General features: G+C 66.1%; 25 protein-coding genes and 1 tRNA gene. 7 read left to right on the top strand and 19 right to left on the bottom strand.

The features are described 5' to 3' along the window. Positions 1-3: 3 nt before the first annotated feature. Positions 4-1,395, bottom strand: coding sequence for a lysozyme inhibitor LprI family protein (locus tag U858_RS0120640; RefSeq protein ID WP_029954139.1), 1,392 nt, complete (start codon positions 1,393-1,395; stop codon positions 4-6). A 214-nt stretch (positions 1,396-1,609) separates the two neighbouring features. Between U858_RS0120640 and U858_RS0120635 the strand changes: the two genes are divergently transcribed. Genes U858_RS0120635 through U858_RS0120625 form a run of 3 tightly spaced genes read left to right on the top strand, consistent with a single transcriptional unit; the run spans position 1,610 to position 3,553 of the window. Continuing rightward, positions 1,610-2,302 (top strand): MarC family NAAT transporter, encoded by a 693-nt coding sequence (locus U858_RS0120635; RefSeq protein ID WP_029954138.1) that lies wholly within the window; start codon positions 1,610-1,612, stop codon positions 2,300-2,302. Beyond that, on the top strand, positions 2,286-3,344 hold the full coding sequence (locus U858_RS0120630) for a DUF4105 domain-containing protein (RefSeq protein ID WP_025139056.1): 1,059 nt from the start codon (positions 2,286-2,288) through the stop codon (positions 3,342-3,344). Before U858_RS0120635 ends, U858_RS0120630 begins: the two co-directional genes overlap by 17 nt. After that, positions 3,341-3,553, top strand: a complete 213-nt coding sequence (locus tag U858_RS0120625) for a hypothetical protein (RefSeq protein WP_025139055.1) — start codon at positions 3,341-3,343, stop codon at positions 3,551-3,553. Before U858_RS0120630 ends, U858_RS0120625 begins: the two co-directional genes overlap by 4 nt. Before the next feature lie 37 nt (positions 3,554-3,590). Here U858_RS0120625 and U858_RS0120620 read toward each other — a convergent pair whose 3' ends face one another. Further along, complete coding sequence (locus tag U858_RS0120620; protein ID WP_025139054.1) at positions 3,591-4,274, bottom strand: YoaK family protein; 684 nt, start codon at positions 4,272-4,274, stop codon at positions 3,591-3,593. 134 nt (positions 4,275-4,408) lie between these two features. Here U858_RS0120620 and U858_RS33845 point away from each other — a divergent pair, with 134 nt between their 5' ends. From U858_RS33845 to U858_RS0120605, 3 genes are all read left to right on the top strand, one after another. Next, positions 4,409-5,233 carry a lysozyme inhibitor LprI family protein gene (locus U858_RS33845; RefSeq protein ID WP_025139053.1) on the top strand — a complete coding sequence of 275 codons (825 nt, stop codon included), beginning with the start codon at positions 4,409-4,411 and terminating at the stop codon, positions 5,231-5,233. A 24-nt stretch (positions 5,234-5,257) separates the two neighbouring features. Then, the gene (locus tag U858_RS0120610) at positions 5,258-5,812 is read left to right on the top strand and encodes a phosphoglycerate mutase family protein (RefSeq protein ID WP_157838831.1); all 555 of its coding nucleotides are present in this window, start codon (positions 5,258-5,260) and stop codon (positions 5,810-5,812) included. A gap of 148 nt (positions 5,813-5,960) precedes the next feature. Further along, on the top strand, positions 5,961-6,179 hold the full coding sequence (locus tag U858_RS0120605) for a hypothetical protein (protein ID WP_025139051.1): 219 nt from the start codon (positions 5,961-5,963) through the stop codon (positions 6,177-6,179). Positions 6,180-6,310: 131 nt separating this feature from the next. On the opposite strand, the gene U858_RS0120600 is transcribed toward U858_RS0120605, so the two are convergent. The 4 genes from U858_RS0120600 to U858_RS0120585 form a co-directional block, all read right to left on the bottom strand. Continuing rightward, positions 6,311-6,386, bottom strand: a tRNA-Ala gene (locus U858_RS0120600). Positions 6,387-6,456: 70 nt separating this feature from the next. Then, positions 6,457-7,239, bottom strand: coding sequence for an exodeoxyribonuclease III (gene xth, locus U858_RS0120595; protein WP_025139050.1), 783 nt, complete (start codon positions 7,237-7,239; stop codon positions 6,457-6,459). 132 nt (positions 7,240-7,371) lie between these two features. Further along, the gene (locus U858_RS0120590) at positions 7,372-7,590 is read right to left on the bottom strand and encodes a helix-turn-helix domain-containing protein (RefSeq protein WP_025139049.1); all 219 of its coding nucleotides are present in this window, start codon (positions 7,588-7,590) and stop codon (positions 7,372-7,374) included. Then, positions 7,587-8,087, bottom strand: coding sequence for a hypothetical protein (locus tag U858_RS0120585; protein ID WP_025139048.1), 501 nt, complete (start codon positions 8,085-8,087; stop codon positions 7,587-7,589). Before U858_RS0120585 ends, U858_RS0120590 begins: the two co-directional genes overlap by 4 nt. Positions 8,088-8,158: 71 nt before the next feature. Between U858_RS0120585 and U858_RS0120580 the strand changes: the two genes are divergently transcribed. Continuing rightward, positions 8,159-8,371 carry a hypothetical protein gene (locus tag U858_RS0120580; protein ID WP_025139047.1) on the top strand — a complete coding sequence of 71 codons (213 nt, stop codon included), beginning with the start codon at positions 8,159-8,161 and terminating at the stop codon, positions 8,369-8,371. A gap of 26 nt (positions 8,372-8,397) precedes the next feature. On the opposite strand, the gene U858_RS0120575 is transcribed toward U858_RS0120580, so the two are convergent. From U858_RS0120575 to U858_RS0120515, 13 genes are read right to left on the bottom strand one after another with little or no spacing between them, the layout of a single operon-like run. Further along, on the bottom strand, positions 8,398-8,877 hold the full coding sequence (locus U858_RS0120575) for a hypothetical protein (protein WP_025139046.1): 480 nt from the start codon (positions 8,875-8,877) through the stop codon (positions 8,398-8,400). Then, positions 8,877-9,326, bottom strand: a complete 450-nt coding sequence (locus U858_RS0120570; protein WP_025139045.1) for a hypothetical protein — start codon at positions 9,324-9,326, stop codon at positions 8,877-8,879. Before U858_RS0120570 ends, U858_RS0120575 begins: the two co-directional genes overlap by 1 nt. After that, complete coding sequence (locus tag U858_RS0120565; protein ID WP_029954134.1) at positions 9,323-9,811, bottom strand: hypothetical protein; 489 nt, start codon at positions 9,809-9,811, stop codon at positions 9,323-9,325. Before U858_RS0120565 ends, U858_RS0120570 begins: the two co-directional genes overlap by 4 nt. Before the next feature lie 2 nt (positions 9,812-9,813). After that, positions 9,814-10,428: a 3'-5' exonuclease gene (locus tag U858_RS0120560; protein WP_025139043.1), complete on the bottom strand. Its 615-nt coding sequence runs from the start codon at positions 10,426-10,428 to the stop codon at positions 9,814-9,816. 15 nt (positions 10,429-10,443) lie between these two features. Continuing rightward, positions 10,444-12,228 carry an AAA family ATPase gene (locus U858_RS0120555; protein WP_025139042.1) on the bottom strand — a complete coding sequence of 595 codons (1,785 nt, stop codon included), beginning with the start codon at positions 12,226-12,228 and terminating at the stop codon, positions 10,444-10,446. A gap of 9 nt (positions 12,229-12,237) precedes the next feature. After that, positions 12,238-13,398, bottom strand: coding sequence for a recombination-associated protein RdgC (rdgC, locus tag U858_RS36215; RefSeq protein WP_025139041.1), 1,161 nt, complete (start codon positions 13,396-13,398; stop codon positions 12,238-12,240). Positions 13,399-13,413: 15 nt separating this feature from the next. Next, a complete protein-coding gene (locus U858_RS0120545; RefSeq protein WP_025139040.1) occupies positions 13,414-14,631 on the bottom strand; it encodes a hypothetical protein in 1,218 nt (405 codons plus the stop codon). A gap of 2 nt (positions 14,632-14,633) precedes the next feature. Further along, positions 14,634-14,855: a hypothetical protein gene (locus tag U858_RS0120540; RefSeq protein ID WP_025139039.1), complete on the bottom strand. Its 222-nt coding sequence runs from the start codon at positions 14,853-14,855 to the stop codon at positions 14,634-14,636. A gap of 15 nt (positions 14,856-14,870) precedes the next feature. After that, entirely contained in the window at positions 14,871-15,674 is an 804-nt protein-coding gene (locus U858_RS0120535) for a PD-(D/E)XK nuclease family protein (RefSeq protein WP_025139038.1), read from the bottom strand. A gap of 14 nt (positions 15,675-15,688) precedes the next feature. Continuing rightward, complete coding sequence (locus tag U858_RS33835; protein ID WP_025139037.1) at positions 15,689-15,874, bottom strand: hypothetical protein; 186 nt, start codon at positions 15,872-15,874, stop codon at positions 15,689-15,691. Continuing rightward, positions 15,871-16,161 carry a DUF3846 domain-containing protein gene (locus U858_RS0120525; RefSeq protein ID WP_025139036.1) on the bottom strand — a complete coding sequence of 97 codons (291 nt, stop codon included), beginning with the start codon at positions 16,159-16,161 and terminating at the stop codon, positions 15,871-15,873. Before U858_RS0120525 ends, U858_RS33835 begins: the two co-directional genes overlap by 4 nt. Further along, positions 16,158-16,364: a hypothetical protein gene (locus tag U858_RS0120520; RefSeq protein WP_025139035.1), complete on the bottom strand. Its 207-nt coding sequence runs from the start codon at positions 16,362-16,364 to the stop codon at positions 16,158-16,160. Before U858_RS0120520 ends, U858_RS0120525 begins: the two co-directional genes overlap by 4 nt. Next, positions 16,361-16,858: a zinc-finger-containing protein gene (locus tag U858_RS0120515; protein ID WP_025139034.1), complete on the bottom strand. Its 498-nt coding sequence runs from the start codon at positions 16,856-16,858 to the stop codon at positions 16,361-16,363. The genes U858_RS0120520 and U858_RS0120515 overlap by 4 nt, the downstream gene beginning before the upstream one ends. Positions 16,859-16,922 lie beyond the last annotated feature (64 nt).

Below are 16,922 nucleotides of genomic sequence, written 5' to 3'. Positions count from 1 at the left end.
GCCTTAGCCGTTGTCGCCCACCACCGGGCCGATCGACGTGTCGGTCTTGATCACGTTGCGCTTGCCGGTCAGGTCGAACGTCTGTTCCTTGCCGTCCGGACCCGGGTCGCGGATCCAGAGCTGTGCGGCCAGGCCGTCCTTGTTGTAGCTGCCGAACCAGTCCACCACCCGGCCGATATGGCAACGCTGGCCGACGTACACGGCCATGTCGCCCACGATTTCGTAGCTGTAGTGCCCGGCGCCGAAACTGTAGTAGCTGTCGCTGTCGTCCTGGGACACGCCGGGCGGCATCGGGCACAGCGGCTCTTCGCCGCTGTAGGCCTCGCGCACCTGGCTGGTGTCGATGCCCTTCAATGAACGGGTCAACTCCGCGTGCAAGGTGTCGTCCAGCGTCCGGGTCGCGCCGTTGTCAAGCTTCTGCTGCTTGGGCACCGACATCCCGTAGCGGTAGCGCACCGTCAGCGTCGGCACATCGCCGATGCGGTGCAGCGGCCGCATCAGGTACACGCGGTCTTGTCCGTAGGCGCCCACGCGGTAGGCCACGTAGACCCGATCGCGCAGGCGGATCCAGGTGCCTTCCTGGTTGGCGCCGCGGCCATTGATGGTGTACAGCGACGAACCGGCATCGCCGTCGGCATTGCCGACGTCGGCCGGCACGAAGCGCGCGCCGTCGCGGCGCCAGGCGCTGACATCCGAAAACAGGCCCGTGCCGCCCACGTAGGCATCGATGACCAGGTCGCGCCGGCCGTCGCCGTCCAGGTCCATCAGCGTGTAGCCGACGTTGCCGCCTTCGGCCTCGACCTCCAGGCCGGACGCCTGCAGGGCACGCCATTCGTCGTCCGTCACGCCGTCAGGCCGCGCCGTGGGAAAGTGCGCCGCGTCATCGCTGTCTTTGTCGCGCACGTTGGCAAAGGTCGTCGTGCCGGCCTTGACCGACAGGGTCTCCAGTGTTTTCTCCAGCGGGAATTCCGGGTCGTTCGCCCGCGCCGCGTCCACGGCTTGGCGCAGGTCGGCCAGCGCCAGGCGGTCAATCTCATCGGGCTGATACGCCTGCACGCGGGCCAGTTGCGCTTGCAGGTCGGCCACGCGCGCCTCATAGCGCGTGCGCAGGCAGGCGGCATCGGCGCGGCACAGGTCGCGCTGCTTCAGCCAGCCGCGCTGCGTCTGCCGCAACGCATCGGCCTGTTGCGGCTGGGCCGCGCGCAGCTTGCCGTAGGTGGTGCCCAATTCGGCGTCCAGCGCATACAGGCCCGGGTCGGCGCAAATGGCGATTTCGGCAGGCGTGCGGGCGCGGCCACAGTCCATGCCCGCCGCCGCCGCGGGCGCGGCAAATGCGGCAAGTGCGGCAAGCGCCAGGGGCAGGGCGGCGAACAGGCAAGGCGAGAAACGGCGCATCAAGGGGCAAACTCCTGAAGGGCGAAAGGGGCGCGGCGGCCGTATCGATCAACCCGATGCCATCCGCGCAAGCAGGCGGCATCGTATAGGAACCGAGACTAGGGTAAATACTAGAACTTGCCTTTGCTTACATTACACTAGAGGGCCTGGTGCAAATCGGTGCGGGCGGATCATTGCGCGCCTGCTTCGATCCGCCGCTCTTTCCCCTGTCGCGATGATTGATGATCTGGTTCAACTGGGCAAGCTGGTCAGCCTGGGCCTGGCGCTGATGCTGCCGCTGGCCAACCCGCTGACCTCGATGACCCTGCTGCTGTCCCTGGGACAGCACATTCCCTACAAAGAACGCGAACGCCAGATCCGGCAGGCCGCCTGTTATGTGGTGGGCATCATGCTGGTGACCTACTACGCCGGCGCCTGGATCATGGCCACCTTCGGCATTTCCATTCCCGGCCTGCGCATCGCGGGCGGCCTGATCGTGGCCAGCATCGGCTTTTCCATGCTGTTTCCGTCCAGCACGGCCACCGACGAGCGCGAGGCCGACGTGGCCGCCGACGTCGCGGTGCACCGGCAGGTGCCCAACATCGCCTTCGTGCCGCTGGCCATGCCCGGCACCGCCGGCCCGGGCACCATCGCCATGATCATCAGCGCCGCCTCGACCGTGGGCGGCGAAACCGCCGGGCACTACCCCGCCTGGACCATCGCCGTCACGCCGATCATCGTGTTCGTGCTGCTGGGCCTGCTGTTCTGGATCTGCCTGCGCTCGGCCGGCCGCATCGTCGCCCTGATCGGCAACACCGGCGTCGAAGCCATCTCGCGCATCATGGGCTTCCTGCTCGTGTGCATGGCGGTGCAGTTCGTCATCAACGGCGTGCTTGAAATCGTGGCCCAACATGCCGCCGGCGCCTGACGCTTCCAGCCTCGCCCGGCGCTGCCTGCGTGTGCTGGGCCTGGCCGCGCTGAGCCTCGTGATCCTGTGTTCCATGGTGTGGGCCTGCCTGGCCCTGTGGTACCAGGGGCCGTCCGCAGCCTGGGCCAAGGGGCTGCTGATGCTGGCCTGGACGGCGCTGGGCCTGTATGCGCTCTTGCGCCTGTGGCATGGCATCGGCCGGCTGCGGCGCCGGCCCGCGCTGTGGGCCTACGTCGTGGCGCTGGTCCTCCTGGCGCTGTGGTGGCAGGCCATCGCCCCGTCCAATGACCGCGTCTGGGCCGACGATGTCGCCAAGACGCTGCGCGGCACCGTCGCCGGCAATATCGTCACGCTGGACAACGTGCGCGACTTCAAGTGGCGCTCGGACACCGACTACACGCCGCGCTGGGAAACCCGCGTCTACGACCTGAACGACCTGCAATCGGTGGACATGGTGCTGTCGTACTGGGACGGCCCGGCCATCGCCCACACGCTGGTGTCCTTCGGCTTTGCCGACGGGCGCCACATCGTGTTCTCGGTCGAGATCCGCAAAGAACGCGGCGAACAGTTCTCCGAACTGGGCGGCTTTTTCAAGAAGTTCGAATTGAGCGTGGTGGCCGCCGACGAACGCGACGTGCTGTACGTGCGCGCCGGCCCGCGCGCCGAGAACGTCTATATCTACCCCGTCAAGATGCCGGTCGCGGACATGCGCGAACTGTTCCTGTCGTACCTCCGCACGGCCAACGACCTGGCCGACACGCCGCGCTTCTATCACACCGTCACCGCCAACTGCACCACGTTGGTCTATCGCATGGTGCGCGCCATCGTGCCGGGCTTGCCGCTGGACTACCGCATCCTGCTATCGGGCTATCTGCCCGAATACCTGTACGACCAGGGCGGGCTGGACACCAGCCTGCCGCTGCAGACGCTGCGCGAACGCGGCTTCGTCGGCATTCCGCCCATTCTGGGCGAAGACTCGATGGGTTTCTCGAAGTCCATCCGCCGCCACTTGCGCGCCGGCCAGGCCGAGGGGGCGCCATGATCTCGGGTCGCGCCGTGTTGTGGTGCCTGCTGTTGGGGGTACTGGTGATGCTGCTGGTGCGCATGCCGGGCGTGCGGCTCTATGACTACCTTGCTACGCGTTGGCGGGGCGGGCAGACCGATGAGCCTGCCGCCGAGGCCCATGCCGCCGAGGCATCGACGGCATCCGCCAATCCGGCGCCCGGGCGCCAGGTGCGTCAGCCGGGCTAGGCCGCCAGCGCAGGGTGGCCGCGCGGGTGCCGCCTCATCAGCCGGGATAGCGCCGCGCCAGGCCCTGGCCCACCAACGACATCACGGGCGGCGCCACGAAAGCCCACAGGCCGATGCCCGCGTGCAGCAGCGCGGCCGCGCCGCAGCCCACCGCAAACGCCAGCACCGCCCGGCTCATCCGCGCCATGCGGCGCCTGCCGGCTTCGTCGCATTCACCGCGCGCGGCATCGGCCAGGTCCAGCATGATCTGCGTGGTGGTGCCCGTCATCAGCGTCGACGGCGGCGCCGCGCTCAGATGCACCCGATGCACCGCGTTCTGGATCGACATCGCCAGCACCATCGTCATGCCGGTGGCGAACAACCCCCAGCTGTCGCCCACCGGAAACGGCCCCAGCGCCAACGCCACCGCTGCCGCCACGCACAACAGCAGCGTCTTCATCGACAGCAGCCACATGAACGCCGGCCGCCCCGCATCGCGCCGCGACTGGCCGTACAGCCGCGCCAGAAACACGCCCAGGCAGAACACCGGCAACGCCGCCAGCTTGGTCCAGGCGCCGGATGCGCCGTTGCCCAGCGCATAGCCGATCGTCACGAAATTGCCCGTCACGTGCGCCGAGAACAGGCCGTGCAAGGCAATGAACCCCAGGGTATCGACATAGCCGCCGTTCAGGCTCAGCAGCAAGGGCAGGCGTTCATCGGCAGGCGCGGCGGGGGAGGGCATGGGCGGGTGACTCCGGTGGCAAAAGGCGAATGAACGCATTGCTGATGGGGTTGTAGCGCAGTTCAACCGGACCGCCTAGTCGGTGCGGCGGCTGGGATAAGATAAGCGCCCGGACGCAAAGCACGCTATCCATCATGCCTATTTTCCCGGTCACCGCCGACCTTTGCCTGAACGTATCCGCTGCACGCGCGCACCCGCGCCGGACGTGGCGCGCCTGGGCGGTCGGCGCGGCGCTGTCGCTATCCGTCGTCGCCACCCCGGCCCATGCCGAAGCCACCCTGGTGGTCGACCTGCTCGACATGGCGCGCGACGGCGACCAGGCCGCGGCTCTCCTGGGCGTCATCGCCATCGACCGCAACGAAGAACAGTTCGCCGAAAGCCCCGTCCAGTCCGGCGCCTGCAGCGGCCCCGTGCCCGAGGACATCAACGCCGACGGCGCCTGCTACGCGGTGCAGTTGCGCGACAGCCACCTGCAGATTTCCAACCTGCGTTCAGACGTGGTGGCGCAATTGGGCAACACCGACTACCTGCTGCTGCGCTGGCGCACGTCGCCGGTGGGCAACGCTTCCGCTGCCGACGCCGGTGGCCGCTTCTTTCAGGCCCAGGTTGGCTACAACGGTTTCTACAACGGTAACCAGGGCGAATTCTTCGACCTCAGCCGCTTGCCCGGCGAGCTGAACCCGAACCGTCCCTACGCGTTCCTGCAGCAGTATTACGACGACCGCCTGAACCAGATCTACCGCCACACCCTGGCCGCGCCGGCCTTGCGCCCCGAACACGCCGAAACGCTGCGCCAGGCGCAACGCGAATGGCTGAACAAGACGCAAGCCATCTGCGATGCCCCGGAAATGGCCGAACCCGAAACCCGCGCCAAGTGCATCGCCGAACGCAGCGCGCAGCGCGTCTGGGAAATCAAGGCCTTACGGCTGGAATGGGGCGTGGCGAAGGATTTAACTTAGTTTGGCTCGGTTGAAGGAAGTCTATTGAAAATCGTATTGATGAGGCATGGACGGCCCAGTGTCGACCGAAGTGCCAGGCTGAGCGCGGCGCAGTTTGGGGATTGGGTCAAGACATACGATGCGGCGGGTATCGATTTGGCGTATCCGCCTTCGCAGGCTGCCATCGATCAAGCGGCCCATTGCGCGGTGACCGTGTGTAGCCATCTCGCGCGCTCGCAGGAATCTGCAATGGCGCTGGGCGCCAAGCGTATCGTCGACGCGGGCAGCCAGTTTCGCGAGATGGAAATGCCCCACGCCGCTTGGCGCTTTCCCAGGCTTTCGCTGTCGCTGTGGCTGGTTGTTTTCCGGCTGGCTTGGCTGCTTGGGTACACGGGTCGTGTGGAATCTTTCAAATTGGCCAAAGTCAGGGCAACTGCCTGCGCGGAGCGCTTGATGGAGATGGCTGCGACGGAGGGGGATGTACTGTTTGTCGGGCATGGCTCGCTCAATTGGCTCATCGCCAGGCGGCTGAAGAAATTGGGCTGGCGTTGCGCCGGCTCAGTCCGTCGCTATTGGGAATTCGCGATTTTTCACCGCTGATCAGATGACGACGCTGATTGTTCGATTGCTGTTTCGTCGTGTTTCCAAGCAACACCAGCCGCTACCATAATTGCATGGCCGTTGGTAGACTTCGTCCATGGGTGTGGCGCCGAAGCTGCACGTCCACCCCCTTGCACGGAGAACGATCATGAGCACTTGGGAATTGGCCAGTACCGTCGCCGCCTTGGCCGTGGTCGCAGGCGGCGTGCTGATGCATTATCCCGGCGCGGTTTTGTACGACGTGGTGGCTACGCGCCTGCGGCGCCAGCCGTCCGCACGGCCTGGCGCGGCGCAACCCAAGCCGGCCGCTCGGGCAGGCATGGCCCAGCCGGTGCCGGCGGCCAGGCTGCATAATCTGGCGCAATAAGCCGTCGCGGTGTCCCTCAGCAGCCGCAGTGGGCCGCGTTTTTACCGCGTTTTTTTTGCAGCCTCGGCGATCCCGATTTTCGAAAACAAAAAAGCCTTGGACGCGAGTCCAAGGCTTTTTTGTCTGGAATTTGGTGGAGCGGAGGAGGATCGAACTCCCGACCTTCGCATTGCGAACGCGACGCTCTCCCAGCTGAGCTACCGCCCCAATCAAGCAAGACCAAAACTATACAGGAACATTTACAGGCCGCGCAAGCAGGCGGCTCGTGAAATGGGCCTTAGTCAAACGTCAGCGTGGCCACCACCGGCGCGTGGTCGGACGGCTGCTCGTTGCGGCGCGGTTCCTTGTCGATCACGCAGGCGGTGCAGCGCTTGACCAGCGGGGTCGACAGCAGGATGTGGTCGATGCGCAGGCCGGCATTGCGGCGAAAGGCGAACTGGCGGTAATCCCACCACGAAAACGACTTTTCAGGCTGCTCGAACAGGCGGAAGGAATCGGTCAGGCCCAGGTCGATCAGGTGATTCAGCGCCTGGCGTTCCGGCACGGACACCAGCACCTGGCCTTCCCATTTCTCAGGGTTGTGCACGTCTTCGTCGGCCGGGGCGACGTTGTAGTCGCCCAGCACCGCCAGGCGCGGGTATTGCTTGATCTCGTCGGCCAGCCAGGCGCGCATGGCCTCGAACCATTCCAGCTTGTAGGCGTACTTGTCCGAGCCGACGGCCTGGCCGTTGGGGCAGTACGCGCAGACTACGCGCACATCGCCATCCGCGCTGGGGAAGGTCAACGCCAGCACGCGTTGCTGCGGGTCTTCATAGCCAGGAATGTTGCGCACCATCGACGTGCCCGGCATGCGCGACACGATGGCCACGCCGTTGTACGTCTTCTGGCCGGCCCAGACGGCGTGGTAGCCCGCCTCTTTGAAAGCGGCTTCGGGGAACTTGTCGTCGGTGAGCTTCAACTCCTGGATGCACAGCACGTCGACCGGGTTGGCGGCCAGCCAGTCCAGCACCTGCGGCAGGCGTACGTTGAGGGAGTTGACGTTCCAGGTGGCTAATTTCATGGTTTTCGTAGACCGTTTATTCATGCGGCTTTCAGCGGTGCAGCCCTCCAAAAACCCGGTCTAGCTACTCATCTGGCTACTCATTCGGGGCGTGGTTGGCGTTCGCCAGGGACAAGGCCAGATGATACCTGCTCATGCTGCCTTCCTCTGCTTGCTTCGCTCGATGAGTGCCTGGACGCTGGAGACGGTAATGCGAGTTGCGTCCCCGATTACAACCTTTTCCAGATCGCCGCGCTTGACCAGGCGGTAGATCATCGTGCGCGACAGGCCCAGGGCTTGCTCAGCCTCGCGCAGACGGTAGAGCAGTTTCGGCGCCGCGGCCGGTGCTTGGTGTTGGGCTGCGTGTGTCATCTATTTCCCCCGCCGCCACGAGCCAGCATCGCGGCTTGGCCGGCCTGCCATCCCCACCAGAGGGAATTGACGTTCATGTCGGCATAGTTGTGCGGCTGACGGGCCGTCGGCGCCAGATTCGGCTTCTGACCGAATTGTGCATAGTGGTCGGCGGCCCAGGTTTCGAATTCTTTGCGTTGGTCTTGCATCACATCCCCGCCGGGTACAGGGGCGCTTGCCACGAAAACGGCGTAGAGCGTGCGCACCTTTCTGCCGTCCTGTTCGCGTCTAGCGAGGGTGCTCGCATCGACATCTTCCCAGGCACCAAAGGAATGGAAAATCTGATGCACCGGCGCGCCCTCTGCGCGCAGCTTGGACAGCAGGGCGGATTCGACTGCCCGCGCCTTCTTCCGGTCATTTTCGGCGTGCCATCCGGTATCGGCAGCGTGCCGGCAACATGCGGCGTTAATTTCGTCATCCGTCAGCACGGTCTGGGCGGCGTTGTTCTGGTTGATCATGTTGCTTGTCCCGTGTTTCCCAAGTTCGTCTGGCCTACAATCGTTCGAAAATTCATTTGGAGAACGTTGCGATGATCGACAAGGACGCTATTGAATTCCAGAAGGCTCAATATGCGATTGCCGTCGAGGACTGTGCTGCGGCCGCCAACGGCCTCCTTACGGCACGAGCGTATGGGCCTGACGCGATTCGGATCGCGACTATGGAGGTCGAGTATCAAAATCAAAAGAAAGAGGCGATTGAGCGTGCTTTGGATAAGCTCCAATCCGGTGAAGGATTGGCCTGACAGGGGCTCTCTTAAAGCTGCGTAAATCACGCGAACCTCCCCGCGGCCCGGCCGTTCTGCTGGTCGACGTCCAGCGCCGGCAGAAGGTTGGCCGCCGTTGCATGCTCGAGCAGGGTATGCCCCGTCGGCAGCATGATCTGACCGAGGAACGCCCCTTCGAATGACAGGATGCCCGTCTCGATGGCCATGATCTGGCCTTTGATCCAGTCGCGCAGGATCGAATAGACGGCGACGCTCGCCACATCCATGGCCCTTTTCTCGTACTGAGCCTGCGTGCCGGTCCGGCGGTTGCTCCACGGGTTTTCCTTGAGCCAGGCTGCGGCGTAGCCTTTCGTTGACGCCTTCACGGACACCTGGCGGCCCCGGTATTCGAACTGCACCAGCAGCTCGCCGGCGCCGTCGTCCACCATGCTGCCGAACTTGCTGCAGCCGAAGGCGCGCAGCAGCTTCTGGATTTCGCCCAGTGCCTTCTCGCCGCTGGTTGCTGTGCTGTAGGGCAGGGCCATCACGCGTCTCCCTGCCGCTGGGCAGCTTCGATGGTTCGGTCCCAGGATTCGGTGCTTTCGTCGTCGATGTAGAAGCCGCCAGGAAGTTCGTAGCCCGGTCGAATATTGGCTTTGAGCCAGCGATACAACGCCGCATCTCGCGCATCGCCAGCAGAGGCAGAAATCGGATGCGCCCCGCTGTAGATGCAGTGCGATCCCCGCCTCACGCCAACGCTGACGCCGCGCGGGTCATGGTCAACGGTAACGGTGACGGGCTCGTCGTGTTCGGTGGCGCTGGCGGGCGGGAGCGTGGAAGGATCCGAGGCCGCCAGCAGGTCGGCAAGGCGGTCCAGGCCGGCTATGGCGACATAGTGTCGCGGAAGAAAGCCCAAGGCCGCGCGCACTTCGGCCAGCTCGTTCTGGGCGGCTGCGACGGGAGCCAGGTGCCAGATGTTCGCGATCTTATTCATGCTCGACCCTCCATGGCTGCCTTGATCTGCGTCTGCTGGAACAGGTCGACCTGATCTGCAGGCTGACCCAGAGCGATAACGCGGCGCAACGCCGGCAGTGCTTGCCGCAGCCCTTCGATCGTGCTCTCCTGGATCGGCACCAGGTAATGCAGGGCAATGTGTAGGTCGCGCAGGGGCTGCAACGGCAACTCCTTGCGGTGACGGATACCCCACATTTCGAAGTGCCAGATAAGCCCCTCGATCGCCGGCGCGGCCTCGTACCGATGCCCGTCGCACGCCAGGAAGTCGGGATAGCCTTTCGCGTTTACGGACACCTTGCCGGTGCGGTCCAGCTCGTCGAAAAGCTGCTCGAGCGGGCGCATCACGATTTCAGCCCCGATGATCATGGGCGACGCCTTGGGGCGCTCGATTCGACGCACGCGTGCGCGCCGCGTTTCTATGCGCTGGACCAAGCGCCGATCCTTGCGGTTCATGTAGGGATGCATGATTACGCTGCCTCCCGTTGAAGGTCTTGAATGGCGAAGTAGACGTCGATGCAGCCGCGCACGTCCGCAAGGGCGCTGTGCGCGTTTTCCAGCGGCTTCCCGGTGAAGTACTGCACCGCTTCGCCCAAGTTGGCGGTTTTGTGGTGGCGCCGGTTGGCGGCCACCATCTTGGCGGTGGGCGGCAGTTTCAGGATGGGCGTGGCTAGGCGCGCAGTGCACTCGGCCGTGCCGGTCTTCCAGCGTTCAAGGTCGTGTTCCAGCTCGCCGACGCGGTGCTGGGCGATCCGGATGATTCGGGCGTCGAAGGGCTCGTTGTGCGCAATGCGCTTGTGCCCGGCCCACAGTTGCAGGAATAGCGACAGGGCCAACGCCTCGGGAACGCCCACCGCCGTGGCGTACTCGGTGGTGATGCCGTGAACATCGGTGACCTCGTCGGGGATGATCCAGCCGTCCGGGCGGATGATCAGGTCCAGGCTGGCGACCGTCTCGCGCGAGTCCAGGTCGACCAGCGCTGCGGCCAGCTGCACGATATGAGGTTGGTCGGGGTGGCCGGACGGATCCTTGAATCGCGGCAGGCCGGTGGTTTCGGTATCGTAGAAAAATCCGAGGTTGTGCATGTCGTAGTCCTTGTGTCAGGCGGCGGCGCGCAGGGCGGGCTGGGCGTTGGTGCCGTGGTCGATCCAGTGGCTGGTGAAAAGGTCGGTGGGGGCGGGCGGGGCAGATTTCAGGGTGCCCAGCACCAGGGCCGTGTCGAGCTCGCCGTCGGCAGCCAGGGTGTCGAGCAATCCCAGCAGGTCGCCGCGGCCGGGCTGGTCCAGGCAATCGAAGCGGTCCAGCAGCACGCAGCGCAGCCCGGACTGGGCGGCCAGCGCGAGCCCGATCAGGGCGTCCGTGCGCCAGCGCTCGGACTCGGACAGCAGGCGATAGGCGCGGCCGCCGTAGGTGATGGCCATGTCCCCGGCGATGGCGACCGCCGGCCAGTTGGCCAGGTTCGCCAGCTGGGCGAGACGGTCGTTCATCGGCTGCAAGGCTTCGGCAAGGATTTCGCCGGGGATGCCGTCGGGCGCCAGCGCGTCGCCGATCGTGGCCCAGGCCTGCACCTCGCCGTGGTACCGCGCGGCGTTGGAGGTGCGCTGTTTCGCGCTGTCGGCGGCCTGTTTGGCGTTCAGCAGCGTCTGCACGCGCTCGTGGGCTTCTTTGCGCTGTTCCTTGATGGCGTTGAGCTGCGCACGCACGGCGTCGACGTCGGCGCTGTCGATCGCCTCCGGAGCGTTCACGGATTCCAAGCTGGCGGCGGCTTCTTGCGCGGCGGCGATATCGCGGCGGTCGTTTTCGACGCTGCGCGCCATCAGCTCACTGGCGTCGATGGCCTTGGGCAGCGCCGCCGCGGCGTCAGCGTCGCCGGGGGCGTCCAGCTTTCCATACTGGGCCTCGTAGCGTTCCAGCACCTCGAGGATCCGCATATCGAGCGGCCCGGGCAGCGCCGCGTTCGCCTTTTCGCTGTTGTAGACGTCGTCCAGGCAGATGGCCAGATCGTGCACCAGGCCCACCCGGGGACCGGCGCCAGCGCGCAGCTGGAGCGCTTCGACGTGGGCAACTGCCTTGCCATGCTCGGCGAGGTCGAATTCCAGCTTGCGGGTCAGCTCGGGCAGGCGCGCCGCCTTGGCCTGGCGCGCGGCCAGCTGATCGCGCGCCGCCGCGTAGGCCTCGGCCTTCTGCACCAGCTTGCCCAAGGACTGCGCCGTCGCCTCGATGCGTTCGTCCAGGCCGGCCAGCTCTGCGCCGGCACTCTCGAGGGCCGCGCGGTCGAAGGCGGGCTCGTCGGCGGCCCAGTCCTTGGCCTTGACGTCGCCGTAGACTTCGCCGGTGACGGTGCGCCAGGCGCCCTTGGCTTGGGTGGCCTGGTCCTTCGCGTACTTCGAGCCCGCGGCAAAGCCGGTGCGGAGGATGGGCTTGATCTGGGTCACCAGCTCGGCGCTGCAGTTCCGGGCCAGCAGGCGAGCGGCGATATCGTCGGGGCGGATCTTCGCGCCGGTCAGCGTGAACAGCAGACTGCGACGGTCGTTTGCCTCGGCCAGGGCGAAGCGCTCAGGGGCCAGGACGAAGGGCAGGGCGGGGCTTGTCGGCACCAGCTCCTGGCCGTCGGCCACGCCCTTGGGCAGGGTCATGGACACCGGGCCCGCGTCCAGCTCGACCGTGACGGCGCCCAGCTTCGCGCCATCGCTGACCAGCATGTCGTACTCTTTTTTCAGCCCGACCCGCTCCGGCGTGCCCTGCAGCGCCAGGCGGACGGCTTCGGCGACGGTCGACTTGCCTGCGCCGTTCAGGCCCGACACCAGCGCGAGCGGGGTGGGCAGCTGCAGGTCAACGGCGCGGGCGCCCTGGAAGTTCTCGACGGTGATACGGTTGATTCGCATAGTTGCTCCTCAGGAAATGGCAAGCAGTTCACGGCCGCCATCCGGCTGCATGGCCGTCACCACGCCGCGCTCCTCGAGGGCATCGAGAAGCGACGCGGCGCGGTTGTAGCCAATGCGCAGATGGCGCTGAACAAGGGAAATTGACGCGCGGCGGTTCTCGATCACCACGCGGCGGGCTTCGGCCAGCAGCGGGTCGGCGCCGTCGTCGTCGGGGGCGTCCGCGAGAAGGGCGGGCCCCGTGCTGGTGCGGAACATGTCCGCTTGGCGGTCGTCAACGAATTCGCCGCCAAGCGCGTCGACCAGGTCGACCACCAAGCCGCGCAACGTGGTCGCCATCAGGAAGAAATCAGCCTCGAATTCCTCCGCTTCGGTCTTGGCGGTGCGCTCGACATCCATCTGTACGACGTCGGCGGGTACCATGCGTTTCAGCACGAGCTCGTCATCCAGCACGAACGAGATGCGGTCCTGCCAGGTCAGGGCCAGGCGGGTGCATTGCATGCCGCTCTCGATGTGGTGGCGGACCTCCTCGGGGTCCAGTGGCCGGTTGACGTACTGCACCGCGCCGGCGCCTTCTCCCGCCGCGCGCAGGTCCGCCAGCGTGTCGATGGTGAACCCGTCGGGCGCTTCGTCATTCGCCAGCCAGGCAGTCATCGCGCCGGCCGCGGCCGTGCGAACGGACAGGCGTTCGAGCGCGAAATGGTCGATGGTCTTGCACAGCAGGCCGACCGCGGCGTCGCGCGGACCGCTCGAGGCGCTGTCGATCCCCAGGCGACCCGCGTCGGTGTCAATCCAAATCAGCACGTCATCCTGCTGGCGGAAGGCCGCGGGCAGCATCTGGTCGATGACCTGCTCGCGGATCTCCTTGCGCTGCTTCTTGCCGGGCTTGAAGCCCTGCGCCTGCTCGACCTTCGCCGCGGCTTCCTGCACCTGCAGGTCGATCGCCTTGGCGGGCATGACGCGCGACTCGGTGCGCTGGCGCAGCAGCAGATGCCCCTGAACTTCGTGGGCAAGCCCGTATCCTTCGTGGACCGGCGCCCAGCCGGTGGACTCGGCCTGCAGGTCGGTTGTGGGTGCGAACTGCTGGCGCTCCAGCATGGCAAGCAGCTGGGGCAGGGATACAGCCCACCCGGCGGGCAGGCTGTAGACCGAAAGGTTGCGGAAGAAAACCATATCGGTCCCCTGGCCTTATTCGGGCGCCTGGACGCTGCGGCGCCGCGTGCTGCCGCCTCGCTGGGCCGCGGCCGTCATCGAGGTGCGCAACTGCTGGTACAGATGCGTGAGGCGGTGGCGCTCGTTGTCGTCGGCGATGCTGGGCAGGAAGTCGGCAGCGACGTCCAGGACGTCGACGGTCTTGGCGGCACGCAACTGTGCTTCCACCTTAGCCGGGTCCAGGGTTTCCTCGTCTGCAGCGCCGGCGCCGGGCAGCTCGGCCTGTTCACCCGGACGCGCGGCATTGGCGCCGGCATTCGTCGTTGTGACGGGGGCGGACGCCTCCTGCGCCGGATCGCTGGCCTCGGCTTGCGCCTGCGCGGGAGCGATGTCGTCTTGCGCGGCCTGTTGCGTGTCCCGGCTTTCCACATCGGTGATGTCGGCGGGCGCGGCCGACGGCTGGCGCTGCGCCACTGCCGCATTGGCGCGCAGTTCGTCCACGTTCACGCTGAGCGTGCCATCCGGACCGGCCGTTGCCTCGATGATGTCCTGGGCTTCCTCGACCGTCTGCAGGCCCATCAGCAATTCGGGCGCATAGAGCTTGCCGAAGAAACTGGCGGTGCGGTAGCGGAGCATGACCTCATCCATGGTCTGCCACTTACTGCCGTTCTTCGTGTACCAGCCTTCGCGCACCGCCATTTCGATGCTGACCGCGGGGGACTCGATGCGCGCGCCCGTTTCTTTTTCCACCGCCCAGGCGATACACACCTTGTCCACGATGGCCACGTCTTCGGTGCGCGTCTTGCGTTGGTTATCCTCCCAGTACGTCGTCTTGTAGGGCACCAGCTTCGAGCCAAGAACCTTGATTTCAAAGCGCAGCGGCGAGAAGCGACCGCAGCCGTTGATCGCGGCGATGATCCACTGCGAAGACCAGGACGGGCGACCTTCGACGATGTACAGGTTCTGCATCACCATCAACGGGTCGGCGCCCATACGCTGGGACATGTTCAGCGCAACCACACAATTCGAAAGTGCGTTGGGGTTCTCGATCCACTCGGTGACGTTGCCGTAGCGGTCTTTCTTGCCGGGGTTGAATTGCCGGTAGCTGGACGGCAGGAGCGTCGAATTGATGAGGAGACGGGCAGCGCGCTGCATCAGCTCGAAGCTCTGAAGACTGCCGAAGCCGGGAGCGACGACAGGCATCTGTGCTTCGGGCTCGGTTCGCAGGCTCTGAACGGTTGTGGTCTGGGTCATGTTTAACGTCCTTGCTTGTGGCTGTTGCGGTAGTCGCGGTAGGCCGCGGCGGTGGCGAGAGCGACGGTCTGGCGCTCCTCAGGTTTGGCGTCGGTGTGGTACTGCTTGACCTGGCTGGCCAGGAACAGGGCAGAGTCCCAGGCCAGGTGCTGGGTCACGACCGACTTGCCGCTCAGATCAGTGCGCCGGACGAACACGTCGCGGCTGACGGGGTGAAGGGACATGCTGGGCTCCTCTAGTTATCGGAAAAGGCAGGACGACCAGCGGGCGCAGTACTTGGGGCTGCACAGAACGCTGGAAGGGTTGGGAGGGAAGAGGCCGGTGCGGAACATCGCGGCGGCGTGCTCGAGCAGACCGGGCTTTTCCGGCTCGCCCACCATCACGCGGCGAGCATCGAAAATGGGGCTTACCGCGGCGGCCGGCCGGCTACTGGTGGACAGCGCGATGATTTGCGAGCCCACCGTCGTGACCTTCTTGGTGGCCTCGTACATGAGCTGGTAGGTGCCGGTCTGTGCGGCACGGCCCTGGGTCACCGCCTTGCCATCGACCAGGACGCGCGTGCCGGTCTTGACATCGGGCACGACGATGCCGCCCTCGGTCGCGGCCACGCGGGCGCGGTCCATGGTGCCGGTGAGGCGCACGGTCATGCCGTTGCCGCAGTCGATATTGAGCGGGTCTAGCGTCGTCTCGACGTCGATGTACTCGAAGCTGGGCGCGATTTCAGCGCAGTACTTGACCAGCACCACCAGGGCGATGCGCTCGGCCTCGTCGATCGACAGGCCGTCCTGTGCCATGTCGACCTCCTGGGTAGGGTTGCGCAGTTCATCGACTAGCACTCCGGCGGCGTCGTCGGGCGTGCAGTCCGTTCCGTCCAGGCGGGCGCGGTCGAATGCCGCGGTGCCAGCGTGCACGGCGGTGCCCAGCAGCGCGCGCATACCGGCGGGCTTCTTCATCCCCAGGATGTGTGTCGCCTCCCAGGCGTGCGCGCAGTCGAACAGACGGCCCCAGCTGGAGGCGCGGACGGTGAAAATTTTGGCTTCCATGTCGGCAGCTCCGATCAGCGGGCGGCATGGCGCTCGGCGCCGACCTGTTGGCGCTGGGCGTCGAGCGTCGGGCCCAGCACGCCAGTGAGAGCGGCCAGGAAGACCACGCCGCCGATGACGCCTGCCGCGTAAGCGGCCAGGTCCAGGTCGCGACCGGTGCGGCGGGCGCGGCGCCAGAGGATGCGAAGGCGTCGGGTCATGCTTCCCTCGCATAGTCGGTGTCCGGCACGATGACGACGTCGCCACGGATTTCCCAGGTCGTGCCGGGAATGCAGACGTCCTGATAGCGTCGCGTGGCTTCCGCGTTGACGGGCAACCCTTTGGCGTGGCCCTCGTCATCGAGCAGCATGACGTGGACGCGATCGAGCATCCGGACGGTGTCCAGCGTGTCGGCGCCGATCATCTGGCGGACATCGGCCAGGGCGTGCGGGCCGTGCAGTTCGGTTTCGGTTCCGTCTGCGCGGACCAGCTTGCGGGTGGGCTTCATTGGCGTTGCTCCAAGGAGAGGGGCTGCCCAGCTCGGATCTGGCGGCTGGGCAGGCAGGAGAAAGTTGTGGTCGACGGCGGGAAGAGGGCGCGCACGCGCTCGCAGTCCGCGGCGGTGTCGAAGCGTTCGATGCGCATGACGGGCGGGCGGTCGTAGCCGGCCGGCAGGAACGCGAAGAGGACCCAGAGAGTCGCTGCGGTCATGCTCGAGCCTCGCGTGCGAGGCGGCAGACTTCGCCGGCGCGTTCGGCCTGGTCCTGGGTGAACATGCCGAAATGACAGATGGTCGGAGAGATGCCCAGCGCGCGCGCGAGCCATGCGTAGGCCGCGCTCTGCTTGCCGGCATAGCGCTCCTGAACCAGGGCCAGGAACGTGTTTTTGGCCGCTTTGCGGGCCTGGATGGTCGGCTTGCTGGCCATGATGCCCAGAGGCAGGTCGGTGTCAGGGTGCAGACCTACGTAGGCGCCGCAGTCTGCGCAGCGGTAGGCGAACGGCCAGGGGCCGTACTCGCGGCCGTAAATCGTTGCGTTCGATACGAGGCGCACAGCGCCGCCGCAGCAGTGGCACGCCGTGGGCGGCTCGATGCGATCGCGCACGCGCGCCAGGGCGCGGCGGGAGACGTAGGGCAGGGGGGCGGGCGCGGTCAGCTGGGTTTTGCTCCGGCTGCGCGGGTCGACGCCGAGGACTTGGATCGTCATACGGTCGGGCTCCACGGATCGGTGCGGCGCAGGACGGCCGCGATGAAGTCGATCCCGCGCGCCA

Origin of the sequence: Achromobacter sp. DH1f, assembly GCF_000633435.1 — a bacterium.
In the GTDB taxonomy this organism is placed as follows: Bacteria; Pseudomonadota; Gammaproteobacteria; order Burkholderiales; family Burkholderiaceae_B; genus Achromobacter; species Achromobacter deleyi.
This window is presented reverse-complemented; position numbering and strand designations above follow the sequence as displayed.